The sequence below is a fragment of the Paraflavisolibacter caeni genome, from assembly GCF_025628885.1.
In the GTDB taxonomy this organism is placed as follows: Bacteria; Bacteroidota; Bacteroidia; order Chitinophagales; family Chitinophagaceae; genus Flavisolibacter; species Flavisolibacter caeni.
In genome coordinates this window covers 156,015-171,923 of the sequence record NZ_JAOTIF010000009.1, presented here as the reverse complement: position 1 = coordinate 171,923, position 15,909 = coordinate 156,015, and the positions used below count along the sequence as shown (strand labels likewise).

10 protein-coding genes are annotated in these 15,909 nt (G+C 42.3%); 7 read left to right on the top strand and 3 right to left on the bottom strand.

Annotated elements, in window-relative coordinates; translation table 11 throughout:
* Positions 1–262 precede the first annotated feature (262 nt).
* The 3 genes from OCK74_RS13380 (at position 263) to OCK74_RS13370 (ending at position 6,571) form a co-directional block, all read left to right on the top strand.
* The gene (locus tag OCK74_RS13380; protein WP_279297551.1) at positions 263–3,718 is read left to right on the top strand and encodes a SusC/RagA family TonB-linked outer membrane protein; all 3,456 of its coding nucleotides are present in this window, start codon (positions 263–265) and stop codon (positions 3,716–3,718) included.
* A 19-nt stretch (positions 3,719–3,737) separates the two neighbouring features.
* Entirely contained in the window at positions 3,738–5,525 is a 1,788-nt protein-coding gene (locus OCK74_RS13375) for a RagB/SusD family nutrient uptake outer membrane protein (protein ID WP_279297550.1), read from the top strand.
* Positions 5,526–5,662: 137 nt separating this feature from the next.
* Positions 5,663–6,571 carry a metallophosphoesterase family protein gene (locus OCK74_RS13370; protein ID WP_279297549.1) on the top strand — a complete coding sequence of 303 codons (909 nt, stop codon included), beginning with the start codon at positions 5,663–5,665 and terminating at the stop codon, positions 6,569–6,571.
* Positions 6,572–6,671: 100 nt separating this feature from the next.
* On the opposite strand, the gene OCK74_RS13365 is transcribed toward OCK74_RS13370, so the two are convergent.
* Positions 6,672–8,171 (bottom strand): PAS domain-containing sensor histidine kinase, encoded by a 1,500-nt coding sequence (locus OCK74_RS13365; RefSeq protein ID WP_279297548.1) that lies wholly within the window; start codon positions 8,169–8,171, stop codon positions 6,672–6,674.
* A gap of 275 nt (positions 8,172–8,446) precedes the next feature.
* Between OCK74_RS13365 and OCK74_RS13360 the strand changes: the two genes are divergently transcribed.
* Positions 8,447–9,808, top strand: a complete 1,362-nt coding sequence (locus OCK74_RS13360; protein WP_279297547.1) for an MGH1-like glycoside hydrolase domain-containing protein — start codon at positions 8,447–8,449, stop codon at positions 9,806–9,808.
* 10 nt (positions 9,809–9,818) lie between these two features.
* Positions 9,819–11,390, top strand: a complete 1,572-nt coding sequence (locus tag OCK74_RS13355) for a glycoside hydrolase family 43 protein (protein ID WP_279297546.1) — start codon at positions 9,819–9,821, stop codon at positions 11,388–11,390.
* Between the two features lie 98 nt (positions 11,391–11,488).
* Here the strand turns inward: OCK74_RS13355 and OCK74_RS13350 are convergent, their stop codons facing one another.
* On the bottom strand, positions 11,489–11,872 hold the full coding sequence (locus OCK74_RS13350) for a winged helix-turn-helix transcriptional regulator (RefSeq protein WP_279297545.1): 384 nt from the start codon (positions 11,870–11,872) through the stop codon (positions 11,489–11,491).
* A gap of 118 nt (positions 11,873–11,990) precedes the next feature.
* On the opposite strand from OCK74_RS13350, the gene OCK74_RS13345 reads away from it, so the two are divergent.
* The gene (locus tag OCK74_RS13345) at positions 11,991–12,404 is read left to right on the top strand and encodes a YceI family protein (protein WP_279297544.1); all 414 of its coding nucleotides are present in this window, start codon (positions 11,991–11,993) and stop codon (positions 12,402–12,404) included.
* 176 nt (positions 12,405–12,580) lie between these two features.
* Entirely contained in the window at positions 12,581–13,453 is an 873-nt protein-coding gene (locus OCK74_RS13340; protein WP_279297543.1) for a pirin family protein, read from the top strand.
* A gap of 51 nt (positions 13,454–13,504) precedes the next feature.
* Here the strand turns inward: OCK74_RS13340 and OCK74_RS13335 are convergent, their stop codons facing one another.
* Positions 13,505–15,874: an ABC transporter permease gene (locus OCK74_RS13335; RefSeq protein ID WP_279297542.1), complete on the bottom strand. Its 2,370-nt coding sequence runs from the start codon at positions 15,872–15,874 to the stop codon at positions 13,505–13,507.
* Positions 15,875–15,909 lie beyond the last annotated feature (35 nt).

Below are 15,909 nucleotides of genomic sequence, written 5' to 3'. Positions count from 1 at the left end.
AAATGAAATTTTTATTTACCAAAATAACTGTACGATGAAAAGATCCTTCTCTACTTAATTCAAAAAAAATACAGCAGTCATTTGAACCAATAAAAAACGGGAAATGTTGGCCCATTTCCCGCTAAAAATTATTGGTTAATGATACTGTTATGTCTTGACGTTCACCACAATATTTATCAACCAACAATTCAAAGTTATGAAAAAAAGGCTACTGCCGAAATGGTTTCACAAGGAGCGAAGCCACCATAAACTGCTTCTCATTATGAAATTCACAGCTGTCTTCTTGTTAATTCTCTGCATGCAGGTAAGTGCTACAGGACATTCTCAGAAAATTTCCATCAAAATTTCCAGGGAAAGCCTGGAGAATGCTTTTTCAATGATTGAAAAACAAACCAGCTACAGGTTTGTATACAACGATGATTATCTCCCTCTGAATAAAAAGATAAATGTCGAAGCCCGGGATTGGACGATCAACCAGCTCTTAAATGAGCTATTGAGCAATACAAAGTTGGGTTACCGGCTGATGGCCAACAACCTAGTGGTCATTGCTCCCAGTGGTTCAGAAAACAATGATGTTAGTGTAACGGGAAAAGTGGTCAATAGCCTTGGTGAATCCTTGTCAGGCGTGAGTGTTCAGGTGAAAAATGCCAACCTTGGAACTACAACAAATGAAAGAGGGGAATTTGAATTAAAAGTACCGGAAAATGCGGTGCTAGTATTTTCTTTCGTGGGTTATACTAGCCAGGAAATAGCATTGGACGGAAGAAACTCGGTTTCTATTACCCTAGCGGCTATTGACAATACCATGAATGAAGTTGTGGTAGTGGGATATGGAACGCAAAAGAAAATCAATGTGACCGGTGCGGTGGACCAGGTTTCTGGTAAAGAATTGGCAAAAAGACCCATTGCCAATATTTTTCAGGGCTTGCAGGGGCTTAGTCCAGGGTTGAACATTACGTATTCGGGTGGAAGGCCGGGTTCTACTCCTGCCATAAATGTTCGGGGTGTTACAACCCTTACGGGCGGTGGAGCCTCTCCACTGATTGTTATTGACGGGATAGCATCGGCTACGGATGATATCATGCGTCTCAATCCCTCTGATATTGCTTCTGTTACCGTGCTGCGGGATGCAGCTTCGGCAGCCATTTACGGAGCCCGTGCCGCCTTTGGCGTTATCCTGATCACAACGAAGCAGGGAGCCAGTGGTGGAAAACAGCGCATTAGTTATAATAATTATTTTTCCTGGTCCCGCAGCACCGTATTACCAGAAATGGTAACAGATCCCTATATCTATTCCAGAGTATTGGAAACCTCTACTGATAATACGCCCTGGGATTATGTGAATTATTCCGATTCTTATTACCAATGGGCCAAAGAGCGTTCTGACAATCCCTCAGTAGAAGACATCCGAACAGACCCCAATGATCCGAACAAATGGATCTATATGGGGAGCAATAACTGGAATGACTATTTCTTTAATAAAACAAGTTCATCGCAAAATCATAGTCTTTCCTTCAGTGGCGGATCGGAAATTGGTAAAGGAAAACCTTTCAGTTACCTGGTCTCTACAGATTATACAAAAGAAAACGGTCTGAACAAATTGGCTAAAGATGATTGGAAACGGTATGGACTAAGAACCCGTGTAAATTTTACACCCATCAAGGGTTTGAAATTTGATAACAACCTGAATATTTACCAGACCATTTCATCTGCCCCCAGCTATTCTATAACCGATCTTTATTATCTGCAGCCTACACAGGTAGCTAAAAATCCTGATGGCACATGGGCCAATACAGCAGCGGGAAGACTGGGCGCACAATTAACGAAAGGTGGACGAAATGAGCAAAGCAGGTTTGGCTTTCAGAACATCATCAAAGGCGTTGCCAGTTTTTTAAACAACGATTTGCAGGTTACCGGAAGTGCCAGTTTCAAAAGAGAACTCTGGAGGAATAATACCGATTATCAAAAATACAAGATTGGCTATGGCCCTACGGATATACGCGAAGAGGGCGGTAGTGGTTCTGTCTCCATCAGGAATGGCAATGTGAAGCATGATGTATATGATCTGTATGCAAATTATACCAAGCACCTGGGCAGTGATCATGAACTTAAATTAATGGCAGGCTATAACCAGGAAGAATACATTTGGTCTTATGAGCAGGCGTCCAGGGATGTGCTGATTTCCTCCTCCCTGCCTTACATTGGCCTGACTACAGGTACGGCTACTCTTGGTGCAGATTATACTACCTATGCACTTCGCAGTATTTTCGGCCGTTTTAATTACACTTATAAAGGCCGTTATATTATCGAAGCCAATGGCCGGCGTGACGGTTCTTCCCGTTTCCCTAAAGAACGCCGGTGGGGCTTTTTCCCCTCGGTTTCTGCTGCATGGGTAGCCGGCGAAGAGCCCTTGTTACAATCCCTGACCAAATACGTACCTACGCTTAAGTTTCGTACATCTTACGGGGACTTAGGCAACCAAAGTGTAAGCGACTTTGGATATATTCAAACTTTGCCTACTGCAAGATCTTCCTACCTGATTAATAATGCTTATCCTACCGTAGTTTCTGGTGCACCTGCATTGCGTGTGGATCCCGATACCTATACATGGGAAAGGGTAACCACTTTTAACGTAGGTACAGACGTTGGGTTATTGAAGAATAAGGTGCAGATTGGTTATGATTACTATGTCCGCAAAACAATAGGCATGCTTGGTCCGGTTGCTGAGTTGCCTGGAGTACTCGGCACAAGTGCTCCAACACAAAATGTGGCTGATCTGGCTACCAAAGGATTTGAATTAACAGTTGGTTTCCGGGACAATTTCAAACTAGCTTCAAAGCCTTTTGGTTTTGGCGCGAGGTTTACCCTATCGGACTCCCGTACCAAGATCACAAAATATAAAAATGACCAGCTCCTGTTAAACAACTACCGGGTTGGTCAGTATATCGGAGAAATCTGGGGGCTTGAAAATGACGGTTATTTCAAAACCCAGGAGGAAATAAACAGCCTCAATGAGTCGGCCATTGTACCCTGGGGGGCATTAGAAATTGTAAAAGGCTGGCCTAAATATGTAGACCAGAATAAGGATGGAAAAATAACTAAAGGGAACACCCAAACAAACCCGGGGGATTTGAAAGTCATTGGGAACAGCAGCACCAGGTACCGTTTCGGTTTCAACTTAGATATGGATTGGAACAATTTTGATTTTTCTGCCTTTTTGCAAGGAGTGGCTAAAAAGGATTTTTACCCTCACCATTACCTGTTTTGGGGACCTTACCAGCAACCTTATGCGGGCGTATATCCCTGGAACCTGGATTTTTACCGTGCTGCTTCTGAAACAGGTGCCGAAAGGGCCAGACATTCCGCTTCATATATAGCAGCCGGTTTAGCTGATGCCAATACGGGTGCTTATTTCCCGGTATTGCAAGCCTGGCTCGCCGATAACAATTATGGCAGTGGCCTGGATCTTCCACAGAACAAATATTTGTTGAATGCAGCGTATTTGCGGCTAAAGAACCTAACGCTGGGTTATACCTTACCCGTTGCACTCACTAAGCGGTATAAGATCAGCCGTTTGCGGTTGTTTGTTACCGGTGAAAACCTGTTTGAGTTTTCTGAGGTCAAAAAATATTTTGATCCAGAGGCTGTAGCTGATGGTTATGGCTGGGCCTATCCTTTCCAACGCAAATATGCAATGGGGCTGAATCTTGATTTCTAAGCGCGTTAAACATCAGAAAATGAGAAAAAATAATCTTTATATAGTAATCTGTTGCATGATGCTGATCATGGCTGCATCATGTAAGAAAGACTTTATGGATCGCTTTCCGCAAACTTCTATTCCGCCCGATTTGTTTTTTAAGTCGGAAGAAGACCTGGCATTATACATTAATGGGTTGATTTCATTACCCGACAGGTGGTCATATGTCAGTGATCAGAATACAGATGACAAAGCAACTACTTCCGCCCAAGAAATAAAATCCATGATGACCGGCACGCCTAATTCGCAGAATATTACCGGCGGATGGACATGGAGCCGCTTGCGGAATATCAATTATTTTTTGCAGAATTATGATAAGGCTGCAGTAACCCAAGAGGTGAAGGATCACTATGCAGGACTGGCCCGATATTACAGGGCTGAGTTTTATCTTGATAAGGTAAAAAGGTTTTCGAATGTGCCCTGGTATTCACGGGCACTCAATCCCAGCGATACGGTGGACTTGTATAAAAGCCGGGATCCACGGACGCTTATCATAGATAGTATAATGACCGATCTGGAATTTGCCGCTTCACACGTAAAAGAATCAGTACCTGAAGGCACGCCGGGCAAATGGGTAGTAAAACTAGTGTACGCAAGAGCGGCATTGTACGAGGGTACTTACCGCAGATACCATACTGAATTGAATTTGCAAAACACGGCGAATAGCTTTTTGCAAAAAGCAGCACAGATCGCTAATGAGATCATTGCCTCCAATAAATTCCAGTTGCATGGTGATTATGTTGCTTTGTTTAACAGTGCCAGCCTGGCGGGCAACAAGGAGGTTATTTTAGCTAATATATATGACCAGGATTTGAACCGAAGCGGCGGAAATAATGGCTATATTAATAACTATGAGCAATCCCTGTCCCGTGACCTGGTACAAACTTATTTAATGAAGGACGGCAGCCGATTTACTGACCAGCCGGACTACCAAACTTTTAGCTTTGTACAGGAGTTTCAAAACCGCGACCCGCGGCTATCGCAAACATTCATGTATCCGGGAATAAAATTGGCGCCGAATACACAGCCCTACGTTCTGCGACTGAACAAAAACTTCACCGGTTACCACCAGTTAAAAGGTTATATCAATACTACCGATTCAAAGGTTAACAACAGTGTTGATTTTCCGGCTTATCGTTATGCGGAGGTCTTGTTGATCTACGCCGAGGCTTTGGCCGAACTGGGCACTCTTACCCAGGGGGATTTAGACAAATCAGTTAACCTGTTGCGAAGCAGGGTAGGAATGCCGGCACTTAACCTGGCTGCGGCCAATGGTAATGCTGATCCTGTTTTAGCATCAAAATATCCGGATGTAACAGGGGCCAACAAAGGCGTAATTTTAGAAATCCGGCGGGAAAAAAGGGTTGAATTTGCTGCAGAAGGTTACCGCTTTGACGACCTGATGAGATGGAATACCGGTATGGAATTGGAAAAAATTCCGGAAGGCATGTATTTCCCGGGCCTGGGGAAATATGATTTGACTGGCGACGGTGTAGAGGACATTATCCTTATTGATAAAACGGCATCCATTCCGCCATCCGGCTCCCAGGAAGCCAACTCATTAGGGGTAAAATTGGTTTATTATAAGGCAGGCAGCTATGGAGAGGATGTTACCGTGTACCTGAAAAATGGTAAAAATGGCGGCCCCATTGTTACCGATAACAAGGTCCGACAATTTGTTGCTCCCAAGTATTATTACCGACCTATTCCCTTTAACCAAATGACACTCAATCCCAATCTTGGTCCGCAGATATTCGGCTGGGACTAAATTAATACCAATTTCAATTGAATAGACCTGGTAATGTTGTCCTTGAAACATCATGGATATAAGTAAATAAAAAAGTGGTTTATTGGTGTGCAGGGAGGCATTCTTCAATGTGTGCTTCCCTGCTTTTAAAATTTATTATGAAAAGGAGAGAAATATTAAAACATATAGGCACGACAGTGGGTGCAGTTGCGTTGGGTGGTCAGGGAATTGCTGCTTCCACTGCAGCGCAAATAACCAAGAGAAAAAGAGTTTTACGCATAGCGCATATTACCGATGTGCATATCCGGCCGGAGGAAAATGCTCCCAGCCGTTTTCAAAAATGCCTGGAAGAAATTAAACAACACAATGTTGATTTTTTTCTAAATGGAGGAGATAGCATTCTTGCAGCCGATTATAATAATATTACCCGTGAAAGAGTAAATGAATTGTGGCAGATATGGCATGAAACTACACAGTGTATCAATCAATTTGAAGTGCATAGCTGTCTGGGCAATCATGATATGTGGTGGGCTGCACCGGATAAAAAGGATGTTATGTACGGTAAAGATTATGTAGTAAAGCAATTGGGAATCCCTGGTCGCTACTATAGTTTCAACAAAAAGAACTGGCATTTTATAATTCTGGACAGCAATAATGGAAACGCCGGATCATTGGATGAAGAACAACGAAATTGGCTGGAAAAAGAATTGGAAGCCCTGCCTGCAAATACTCAGGTTATTTGTTTAAGCCATTATCCTATACTGGCCGTATGCACCCATGTAGTGGGTGGTAATCATACGGACTCTTCCTACATCACCAACCTCTTCTACAAACACCGGGATAAAAAAATCAATTGTTTAAGCGGGCATATTCATTTACTGGACAATGCAGACTATAACGGTGTGAAATATTTTTGTAATGGCTCTATGAGTGGGTATTGGTGGGGCGAAGGTGATAAAGAATCAGCAGGTAAATACTATTATAAAGAAACACCTCCCGGTTACGCTATTCTGGATTTGTTTGATGATGGTTCTATAAAAAATCAATATTTCCCGCATTCATACTAATAGGTAAACGTGGCTTGTTTTTATAGCGTCGTCAACCGCTTGTAAAGTGCAGGAAAAAGTAAATGTATGGTCGCAGCCAGGGGGTCAGCAAATTACATGCTTAAGAAAAGGCAGGATTTAATATGGCCTGTTCGGCATAACAAATATTATCCTCAATTATGACAGGAATCTCAACTTCCAGGCAGGTTCCTGCTCCCGGGCTACTTTTAATTTGAAAATGGCCATTTAGAATTTCCACCCTGCTTTGCATATTGGTAATGCCAATGCCGTGCGTTTTCTGCGTGAGATCAAAACCTACCCCATTGTCAGAGATGGTGAAACGCAAAAGAGACCTTTCCTCTGTTAATGAGACGTTGACACGATCTGCTTTTGCATGTTTAATAATATTTGTTACCTGTTCCTGGGCCACACGGTAAAGTGTCAAATGAAGCTCGCTTTCCATTTCCAGGAAGGGTAGTGCACCGAACTCGATATGCACATCAATTTGCATTGAGGAGCGTAAAGATTCAAACAGTTCCGTTAGGGATTCTTTAAAATTGATGCTCCCCAGCGAGGGCGCAGAAAGCTGCTTAGACAGACTCCGAATTTCATTAATCGTGTCATTTAAGAAAGCGACACATTTAGGTAATATGGAAGCAGTATCGATCTTTTGATCAATACAAAGTTCGATATACAACTTTATGGTAGTTAGGACCTGGTTCACATTATCATGAAGTTCCCGGCTTACCTTGGACCGCTCGCTTTCCTGGCCCCTAATGGCAGCTGAAGTAATTTGACGGCTTTTGATTTCACGTTCTGCATCCAGCTTCTTTTGCAAGTAGACTTTTTCTGTGATGTCATTGGCTATACCAAGGATTCGTACCGGTTCTCCAGATTCCCCATGAATGGGTATTACCCGGATTTCTCCGTATTTTATTCCGGCAGGGTGAAGGGCTTCTTCAATGTAATCGATGATCTTCCCCGACTCTATTGCTTCATTGTATTTTTCTCTTACCAGGTCATGTGAAGCTTCAGGCATTATCTTCTCGATAGGTTGGCCTTCCACCTGTTCGGGTGTCCAGCCGGTCACTTTTGTGAAAGCAAGGTTTATGGTTTCGAAACGGAATATATTATGCCCTTCCACCCGGATCAGCCACATTGGGTCAATAGCACTATTAAAGGCAAGAGAAAGCTGGTGCTGACTTTTCTTTAACGCAAGTTGTGTTTCGACCTGGGAGGTCACATCATGAATCAGGGATAAAATATTGATGACTTTGCCCCCGTTATCTTTCTGGGCAGAGTTATACCATTGGCAGTAAATAACCTTACCATCTTTTGTGAGATTCCGATTCAGGCTTTCATTGTGGTTGGTACGGCCTGAAGTGATCTCGGCAACCAGGGCGGCAACACCAGCGGCATCTTCTTCATGAACAAATTGATATAAATTGATTGGTTTTTGCAAAAGTTCATCGGGCGCACATCCCAACATTGCAGCGGCCCTTTTGGAACAATAAACAACCTTCATGTTGCCATCCCAGAGTATCACACCAAAGGGGGTGTTTTCCAAGTGGTAAGACAGGCTAAATGTATCAATTAAATCATGAAGTTCCGGGAGCGCCATTACATGGTATAATTTAATAATATAATTACTTTCAGGCGGTAAATTTAACTGTTATTATTAGTAGAAATTTTCATTCATTTTACTTACTGATTAAAGTCATTTGATTATTCTTATGCCCGGATATTGGTGACAGGGGTAATAATGGTCAATTGTGAATGGGCAATGGTGAATGAGGAGGGGGATGATTTTTAATTTGTCAACTTCACATATATTTATGGACATATGGCAGAGTGGCTGTATGATCAAAAGTTGGAATAAAGAGCTTATAAAATACAATGGTGAAACTTAAATTATTGATGGTACTGTTCATCTTACCATCTTCATTGCTTTTAGCACAGAAACAGGATAGTGTGCAGCCCTACATTTCCCTTATCAAGAAAAATATTTACGCTGATTATAAGGGCATGTTCAGAGAACCGGGCGGGGCTTTGAATTATCCATATATCACTCCAGGTAGCAGTGCTTATGCAAATGACCTGTGGGATTGGGATTCCTGGTTAAGCAATATCGCCCTAAGGCAAATCTTATCAGATGTAGGATCTGAAAAGGACAGAAAGGATGCTGTTCAATATGAGCAGGGTTGTGTGTTGAACTTCCTGTCTTATACGGAGTTTGATGGCTATATGCCCATATTGGTTGCGAAGAAGTCGGATCCCAAAATCATCAAGCCTAAGAATATCTATGAGACCAATATGCATAAGCCCGTGATTGCACAGCATGCGGCATTTTTGACCCGGTTGAACAATGGCAATGCAGAATGGTTGCGGGAGCAGTTTAGCCTGATGCAGGCCTTTATCAATAACTACCAGTCGCACCATCGTCATAAGTCAACAGGTTTGTATTACTGGCAGGATGACCTAGCTATAGGAGTTGATAATGATCCCTCTACTTTCTTCCGGCCACGCGGCAGTTCTGCTTCCATATTTTTAAACTGCCTGATGTATAAAGAATTGAAGGCGATGGTGTACCTGGCTGAATGTCTCAAGCTCTACGACATCAGTAAGGAATATGATCAAGCTGCTGAAGATCTGAAAAATGCGATTCAAAAGAACTGCTGGGATGAAAAGGATGGATATTATTATTCGGTTGATATAAATTTAAGGCCTGTCACCAATGAACCCTCTATCATTTTCGGTCAACAGTTTGTGCTGCATAGTGGTTATCCAAGAGCGTATGATTGCCTGATCCAAAGGATTGGTGTATGGTCAGGGTTTATGGCCATGTGGGCAGGTATTGCTACTCCTGAACAGGCCAAGAGAATGGTCCAGGAAAATCTAGAAGATAAGCGGACTTTTAATGCTGCTTATGGCGTGAGGACGCTGTCCAAGATAGAAAAAATGTATAGTGTGCGTGCCAGCAATAATCCTTCTAACTGGCTTGGGCCTATTTGGGGTGTGTCTAATTACCTGGCGTTTCGTGGTTTAGTGAAATATGGATTTGATCAGGAAGCTAAAGAGCTTGCGGTGAAAACCATTCAACTATTTGGAAGGGATTACCAGCAAACTGGTGCCTTGCATGAGTATTATGAACCGGACACCGGGGCTCCTGTGTTGAACAAGGGTTTCCAAAACTGGAATTACCTGGTTTTAAATATGATCAACTGGTATAATGGTTCCAAGGTTGTTGAGGAGTTTTAAAAACGAAAATATGTTTGCTTGCAAAATGATCAGGGCTTTTCTATTCTTCTTTTGTTGTTTAGTTTTTCCATTGATTGGACTTTCTCAATCTAAAACCGGTTCGTGGGGAGATCAGGGCAATGGGACATTCATTAACCCGGTATTGTATGCAGATTATTCGGATCCCGATGTGATCAGGGTTGGCGATTTGTACTACATGGTGTGTTCGGAATTTCATTTTATGGGCATGCCTGTATTGCAGTCCGAGGATATGGTGAACTGGAAAATTATCGGCAGAATTTATACAGGGTTGAATTTTCCAGAGTATAATGCTAACCAGCGTTATGCCGGCGGCTCGTGGGCGCCGACTATCCGCTACCATGATAAAAAGTTTTGGGTTTATTTCTGTACGCCTGATGAAGGACTTTTTATGAGTACGGCGCAAAGGCCAGAAGGGCCGTGGACGCCACTTGTGCAGGTCAAGAAGGTGCCGAAATGGGAAGATCCCTGTCCTTTTTGGGATGAAGATGGTAAGGCCTACCTGGGTCATAGTCTGCATGGAGCGGGACCTATTATCATTCACAGGTTGAGTGCTGATGGTACCCAGCTACTGGATAGTGGCTTTACCGTGTATACTGGTCCTGTAGCAGAAGGAACGAAGATCCATAAATGGAATGGGTTTTATTACATCAGTATACCGGAAGGTGGGGTAGGAGAGGGATGGCAAACGGTGCTGCGGTCTAAAAACATATATGGGCCTTATGAGAAGAAGGTGGTATTGGAAAAGGGTAGTACGCCTATCAATGGTCCGCATCAAGGAGCCCTGGTGGCAACGCCAAAAGGGGAGTGGTGGTTCTATCATTTTCAATCTGATGGTGCTATGGGAAGGGTATTGCATCTTCAACCAGTCAGCTGGCAGGATGGCTGGCCCCTGATTGGAGTGGATATAGACCGAAATGGTATTGGAGAACCTGTATATGTATGGAAAAAGCCTGATGTGGGGACATCCTTTCCAATTTCTGCGCCTCAAACAGATGATGATTTTAACAGAGGTCAGTTGGGTTTGCAGTGGCAGTGGAACCATAATCCTGTAGATGAAGCTTGGTCACTTACACAACGGCCAGGGTGGCTGACATTGAAAGCATTGAAAGCGGAAACTTTTTTACAAGCTCATAATACGGCTACACAGAAGATCATGGGGACTATAGGAGAAGCTGTAACTGAGATGGATGTACGAAATATTGCTGAAGGTCAGAAGGCTGGTCTCTGTGTGATGAGTAAGGCTTATGGACTGATTGGCGTGCGGAAGAAAGAAGGGAAGCTGTACCTGTTTTTTGATCAAAATGGTGAGGGATATAAGGAACAAAATATAGCAGCCAACACGATCTATTTTAAGGTTCAACTCAATATCAAGGAAAACAAGAATCAATTCTATTACAGCCTGGATCATAAGACGTTTGTTCCGTTTGGATCTTCCTTTGTGGCAAGGTGGGGGTATTGGAAGGGGAGCAGGATCGGTTTGTTTAGCTATAATGAATTGGGTGATGGCGGTGAAGCTGCGTTTAATTGGTTCCGTTATGATTATGATGGGCCGAAGGGGTAATACCTTTTCAGGTTGAATAATTTGGGAATTGGTCGTGAATGGTCAATGGTGAATGGTCAATAAATTACCAGTTAAATTGAAATGGGATAAGTCTTTCGTTAGGCAATTTCTTGTTTCATGCTCTCTTTCACTTTTTCTCTGTGCATGGTACCCCATTCACTCAACGCCTGCAAGACGCCGTTCAATGTTTCGGCATATTCTGATAATTCATATTCAACAACTACAGGTGTACTCGTAAATACATTACGTTTAATAAAGCCGTTCAGCTCTAATTCCTTTAATTCATTAGAAAGCACTTTTGCAGAAATGCCTTCAATCAAACGCTGCAACTCATTAAACCGCCTGTTGCCATCCATTAAAGCAACAATTATTCGCAATTTCCATTTTCCGCCAATGGCATAGAGTGCATCTGCAACAGCATTCAATCTTGCTTTACACTGTTGATCCTGGGGAAGCAGATTATTGTCTTTCAGTTTACTCATACCTAATTATTTGAAGCTAACCCAAAGGTAACTACTAACCTTTTGTATAGTACTATCCTTTTGAAAGTAAAGGTAGATAATTTTGTGACATCCAATTAAAACTTTAAAAACGAAAATCATGGAAAAAACAAAATGGGTGCTCGATCCCACACATAGTGAATTAGGATTTAAAATCAAACACCTGATGATCAGTAATGTTTCAGGTTCATTTAACAATTTCCAAGTTGAAATGCAAAGCAGTGGAGATGATTTAACCTCTGCAGCAATTTATGTCACAGCAGACGTAGCTTCTATCGACACGAAAAATGAGCAAAGGGATGCGCATCTGCGCACTTCAGATTTCTTTGAAGCGGAGCAATATCCTGAGCTGAAGTTTCAGTCAACCAAGGTGGAAAAAACTGATGATGAAACTTACATTGTTTGGGGTAACCTAACAATAAAAGGCATCACTAAGCTAGTTCAGCTGAGTGTTGAATATAGCGGTGTTACCAAAGAGATCCATGGGGCGGTGAAAGGGCTGGCTTTACAGTAGAGGGTAAAATCAAACGCAGCGAATTTGGCCTTACTTTCAATGCTATCCTAGAAACAGGTGGTGTAGCGCTGAGTGAAGAAGTAAGAGTCCAGGGTGACATTCAGTTGGTGAAACAGGCTGTCAGTGTCGCTGCTTAATCATCAATGATTCAATAATCATTTAAAAATGCATTTATTATGTCCATTAAAAGAAGTCTTGTAACTATCAATACACCAGTAGGACAACCAGGATTTTTAGGTCCAGGTCATACTGCCCGTCCGGTGGTCAATGGCAGTTTTTCAAAAACTGATCCTTTCATTATGTTAATGGATGATCTACTGGATAAGAAAGGTAATGAGCCTGTTGGTGGTCCACATCCTCATGCAGGGTTTGAAACGGTCACCTTTGTGCTTGAAGGTAAAATTGGCGATGCTGCACATACCATGCAGGCAGGCGACTTTCAAATGATGACGGCAGGAAGTGGCATCATTCACACAGAAACAATAGAGGAAGAAACAAAATTGCGGATATTGCAACTATGGCTGGCTCTTCCAAAGAAAGACATGTGGGTAAAGCCAAGGGTACAGGATTTACCGCTTGAACATGTCCCTACAAGCAATGAAAATGGAGTTGCCATCAAACTGTACAGCGGTTCCTTAGCGGGGATTAGCTCTCCCATACAAAACTATACATCGCTCATTGTAGCTGATATTACCATAGATGCTGGTGTATCAACTGTGCTGCATTTACCTGCCAACTACAATACGTTTTTGTATGTAATTAATGGTGACGTAAAGGTTGGTGAAGATGGACAACCATTACGTCAAAACCAGATCGGCTGGCTGGATTTGTACGATGAAAGTTCCGAAAGTGATCTGAAATTAGCTGGCGGCAAGGATTCGGTTCGTCTTGTTCTTTATGCAGGCAAACCAACAAAGGACCCTATTGTTTCTTACGGACCATTTATTGCTGAAAGCCTAGAAGACATTTCCCGTTTGTACCAGGAATACAGACAAGGCCAAATGCAGCATATTTCAACCGTTCCTGAAAGTCAAAGGATATTGTTGTAAGAAATGAGGACTTGAGGATACTGAGGATGGTGAGGATAGAATCATCGAATATTATTCTGTCCGCAAACTTTTCACGGGGTTGGCTAGCGCAGCCTTAATAGCCTGGAAACTGATGGTGATAAGGGTGATCACAATTGCAACAAGAGCTGCTAATACAAATATCCAGGGGCTGATATTGATGCGGTATTCATATTGTTGTAACCAATTTTGCAGGTAATATAATGCAACGGGGGAAGCAATTAAACTGCTTATTAATACCAATGTTATAAAATCTTTCGAGAGCAATATCCAAACCTGCAGCATGGATGCACCTAAAACCTTTCTTATACCAATCTCTTTTGTACGTTGTTCGGCTGTATATGCAGCTAAGCCAAATAATCCTAAACAGGAGATAAAGATTGCCAGACCTGCAAAGATTGCCGCCAGTTTTCCGACCAATACTTCCAGATTAAATTTGGCTGCATAACTCGCATCAGCAAATTTATAATCGTAAGGATAGGAGGGATTGTATTTATTAAAAATCGCCGTAAGCTCATTTATTGCATCCTGTGTATTTATATTGGCTGATAACCGGTATAGAAGGTTGCCCTGGGCGCCCGGTTCGTAAATGAACATGGTAGGATCGGCAGGCGCAAAGGGTGAAAGCATCAAGGCATCTTTCACCACGCCAACGATCCTTCGCGAAGTGTCCCATTGAATGATTTGATTGATAGGATCTTTTAACTGGAGCCGCTCTATTGCTGTTTCATTCAATATCACGCCTGTCTTGTCATTGATATCTTTGAAATCCTTACCCTGCATCATTTTCATATTGAGGGTCTTAAAGTAATCTTCCGAAACCTTGATGATACCCATTTCTACTGTCTCGCCCGCTTTTTTACCGGGCCAGCGGTCAAGATCAGAGTGCCAGTAAATATTGGTCGCGGGGCTTGAAGCCGTTGTTATGCTTTCTAAGATTCCTTTGCTGAGCAATTCATTTTTAAGTGCCACATAGTTACGGTTAAGGTCATCGCTCATATTTGTCATTAACAACCGACCCAAATCATAACCAATGGGTCTTTCTTTTGCGTGTTTTATTTGCTGGAAAACGATAAGGGTTGCAATGATCAATCCAATGGAACAACTAAACTGCAGTATCACCAATACTTTACGTGGCAAGGTTGCCGTTTTGCCTATTTGCGGGCCACCTTTTAACACTTTTACCGGTTTGAAGGAAGATAAGTAAAATGCAGGTCTGCTGCCGGCTAATAATGCGGTCATTACTACACAGCCCAGCATCAGCATCCAAAAAAGTCCATTAGAAAAAGGAATGCTTATTTTATTATTCGTCAATATATTGAAAGCAGGTAAGCTTAGTTGAACAAAGACAATAGAAAACACAAAAGCGATGAATGCCAGTAAAAAGGATTCGGTTAAAAATTGAATCACCAATTGCTTCCGGTCAGATCCAACAACCTTTCTTATTCCAACTTCCTTTGCCCTTTTTTCTGAGCGGGCCGTCGTTAGATTGACAAAGTTGATGCAGGCGATCAGCAATACAAATACACCGATAATGCCAAACATTTGTACATACTCAATGAAACCTCCCACGGAAGTGCCGTTCTCATATCTTGTATATAAATGCCAGTCTTTTAGCGGTTGTAAAATGACTTCTGTTTTTTTAGCTACCGGATCATTCCCAGTTTTTTCAATGTTTATAATTTTAGGAGCTATCTGTGCATAGGAAATGCCCGGTTTTAGTTGTACAAACTGCTGATAGCTATTCCCGCTGCCAAAAGGAAGGTTGCGATCATCTTTTACCCAAGGGCTTGTAGATTCATAATAACTAAATGGTACCAAATAATGAAATTGAAAAGTAGAATTGGCTGGTAAGTCTTTCAATATACCAGTTACCTTCAGGTCATCCTTATTGTCGAACCGGATGGTTTTGTTGATGGGATTTTCCTTGCCAAACAATGCCTTTGCGGTTGATTCTGTCAATACAATGGAATAGGGGTCTTTCAAGACACTGCCGGCATCACCCTGCAATAAAGGAAACTGAAACATTTCCAGGAAATCTTCTTCCACTTGTCCACCTTGAATATAGAGCTTCTTATTTTCTCTCATCAATCCATGTGGGCCAAACCAGTCCGTTACTGCGACATATTCAATTTCAGGATATTGGGTACGCAATGCATCCGACAACTTCAAGGATGTGCTATTAAATGTTTGTATTTCCCCCTCTATATTCGCGTTGTGCTTTACCTGATAAAGCCGCTGATAATCAGGAAGAAACTTGTCATACGAATATTGATGGTAAACCCATAGCCCTATCAATAGCGTGACTGCCATACCGATAGCCAGCCCAATTACGTTAAGGGCGCTATAAACTTTATTCCTCATCATATAGCGCCAGGCTGTTTTCAGATAGTTTTTAAACATAGCGATAGCATGTGATCTATTGCTTCCAAGTATAT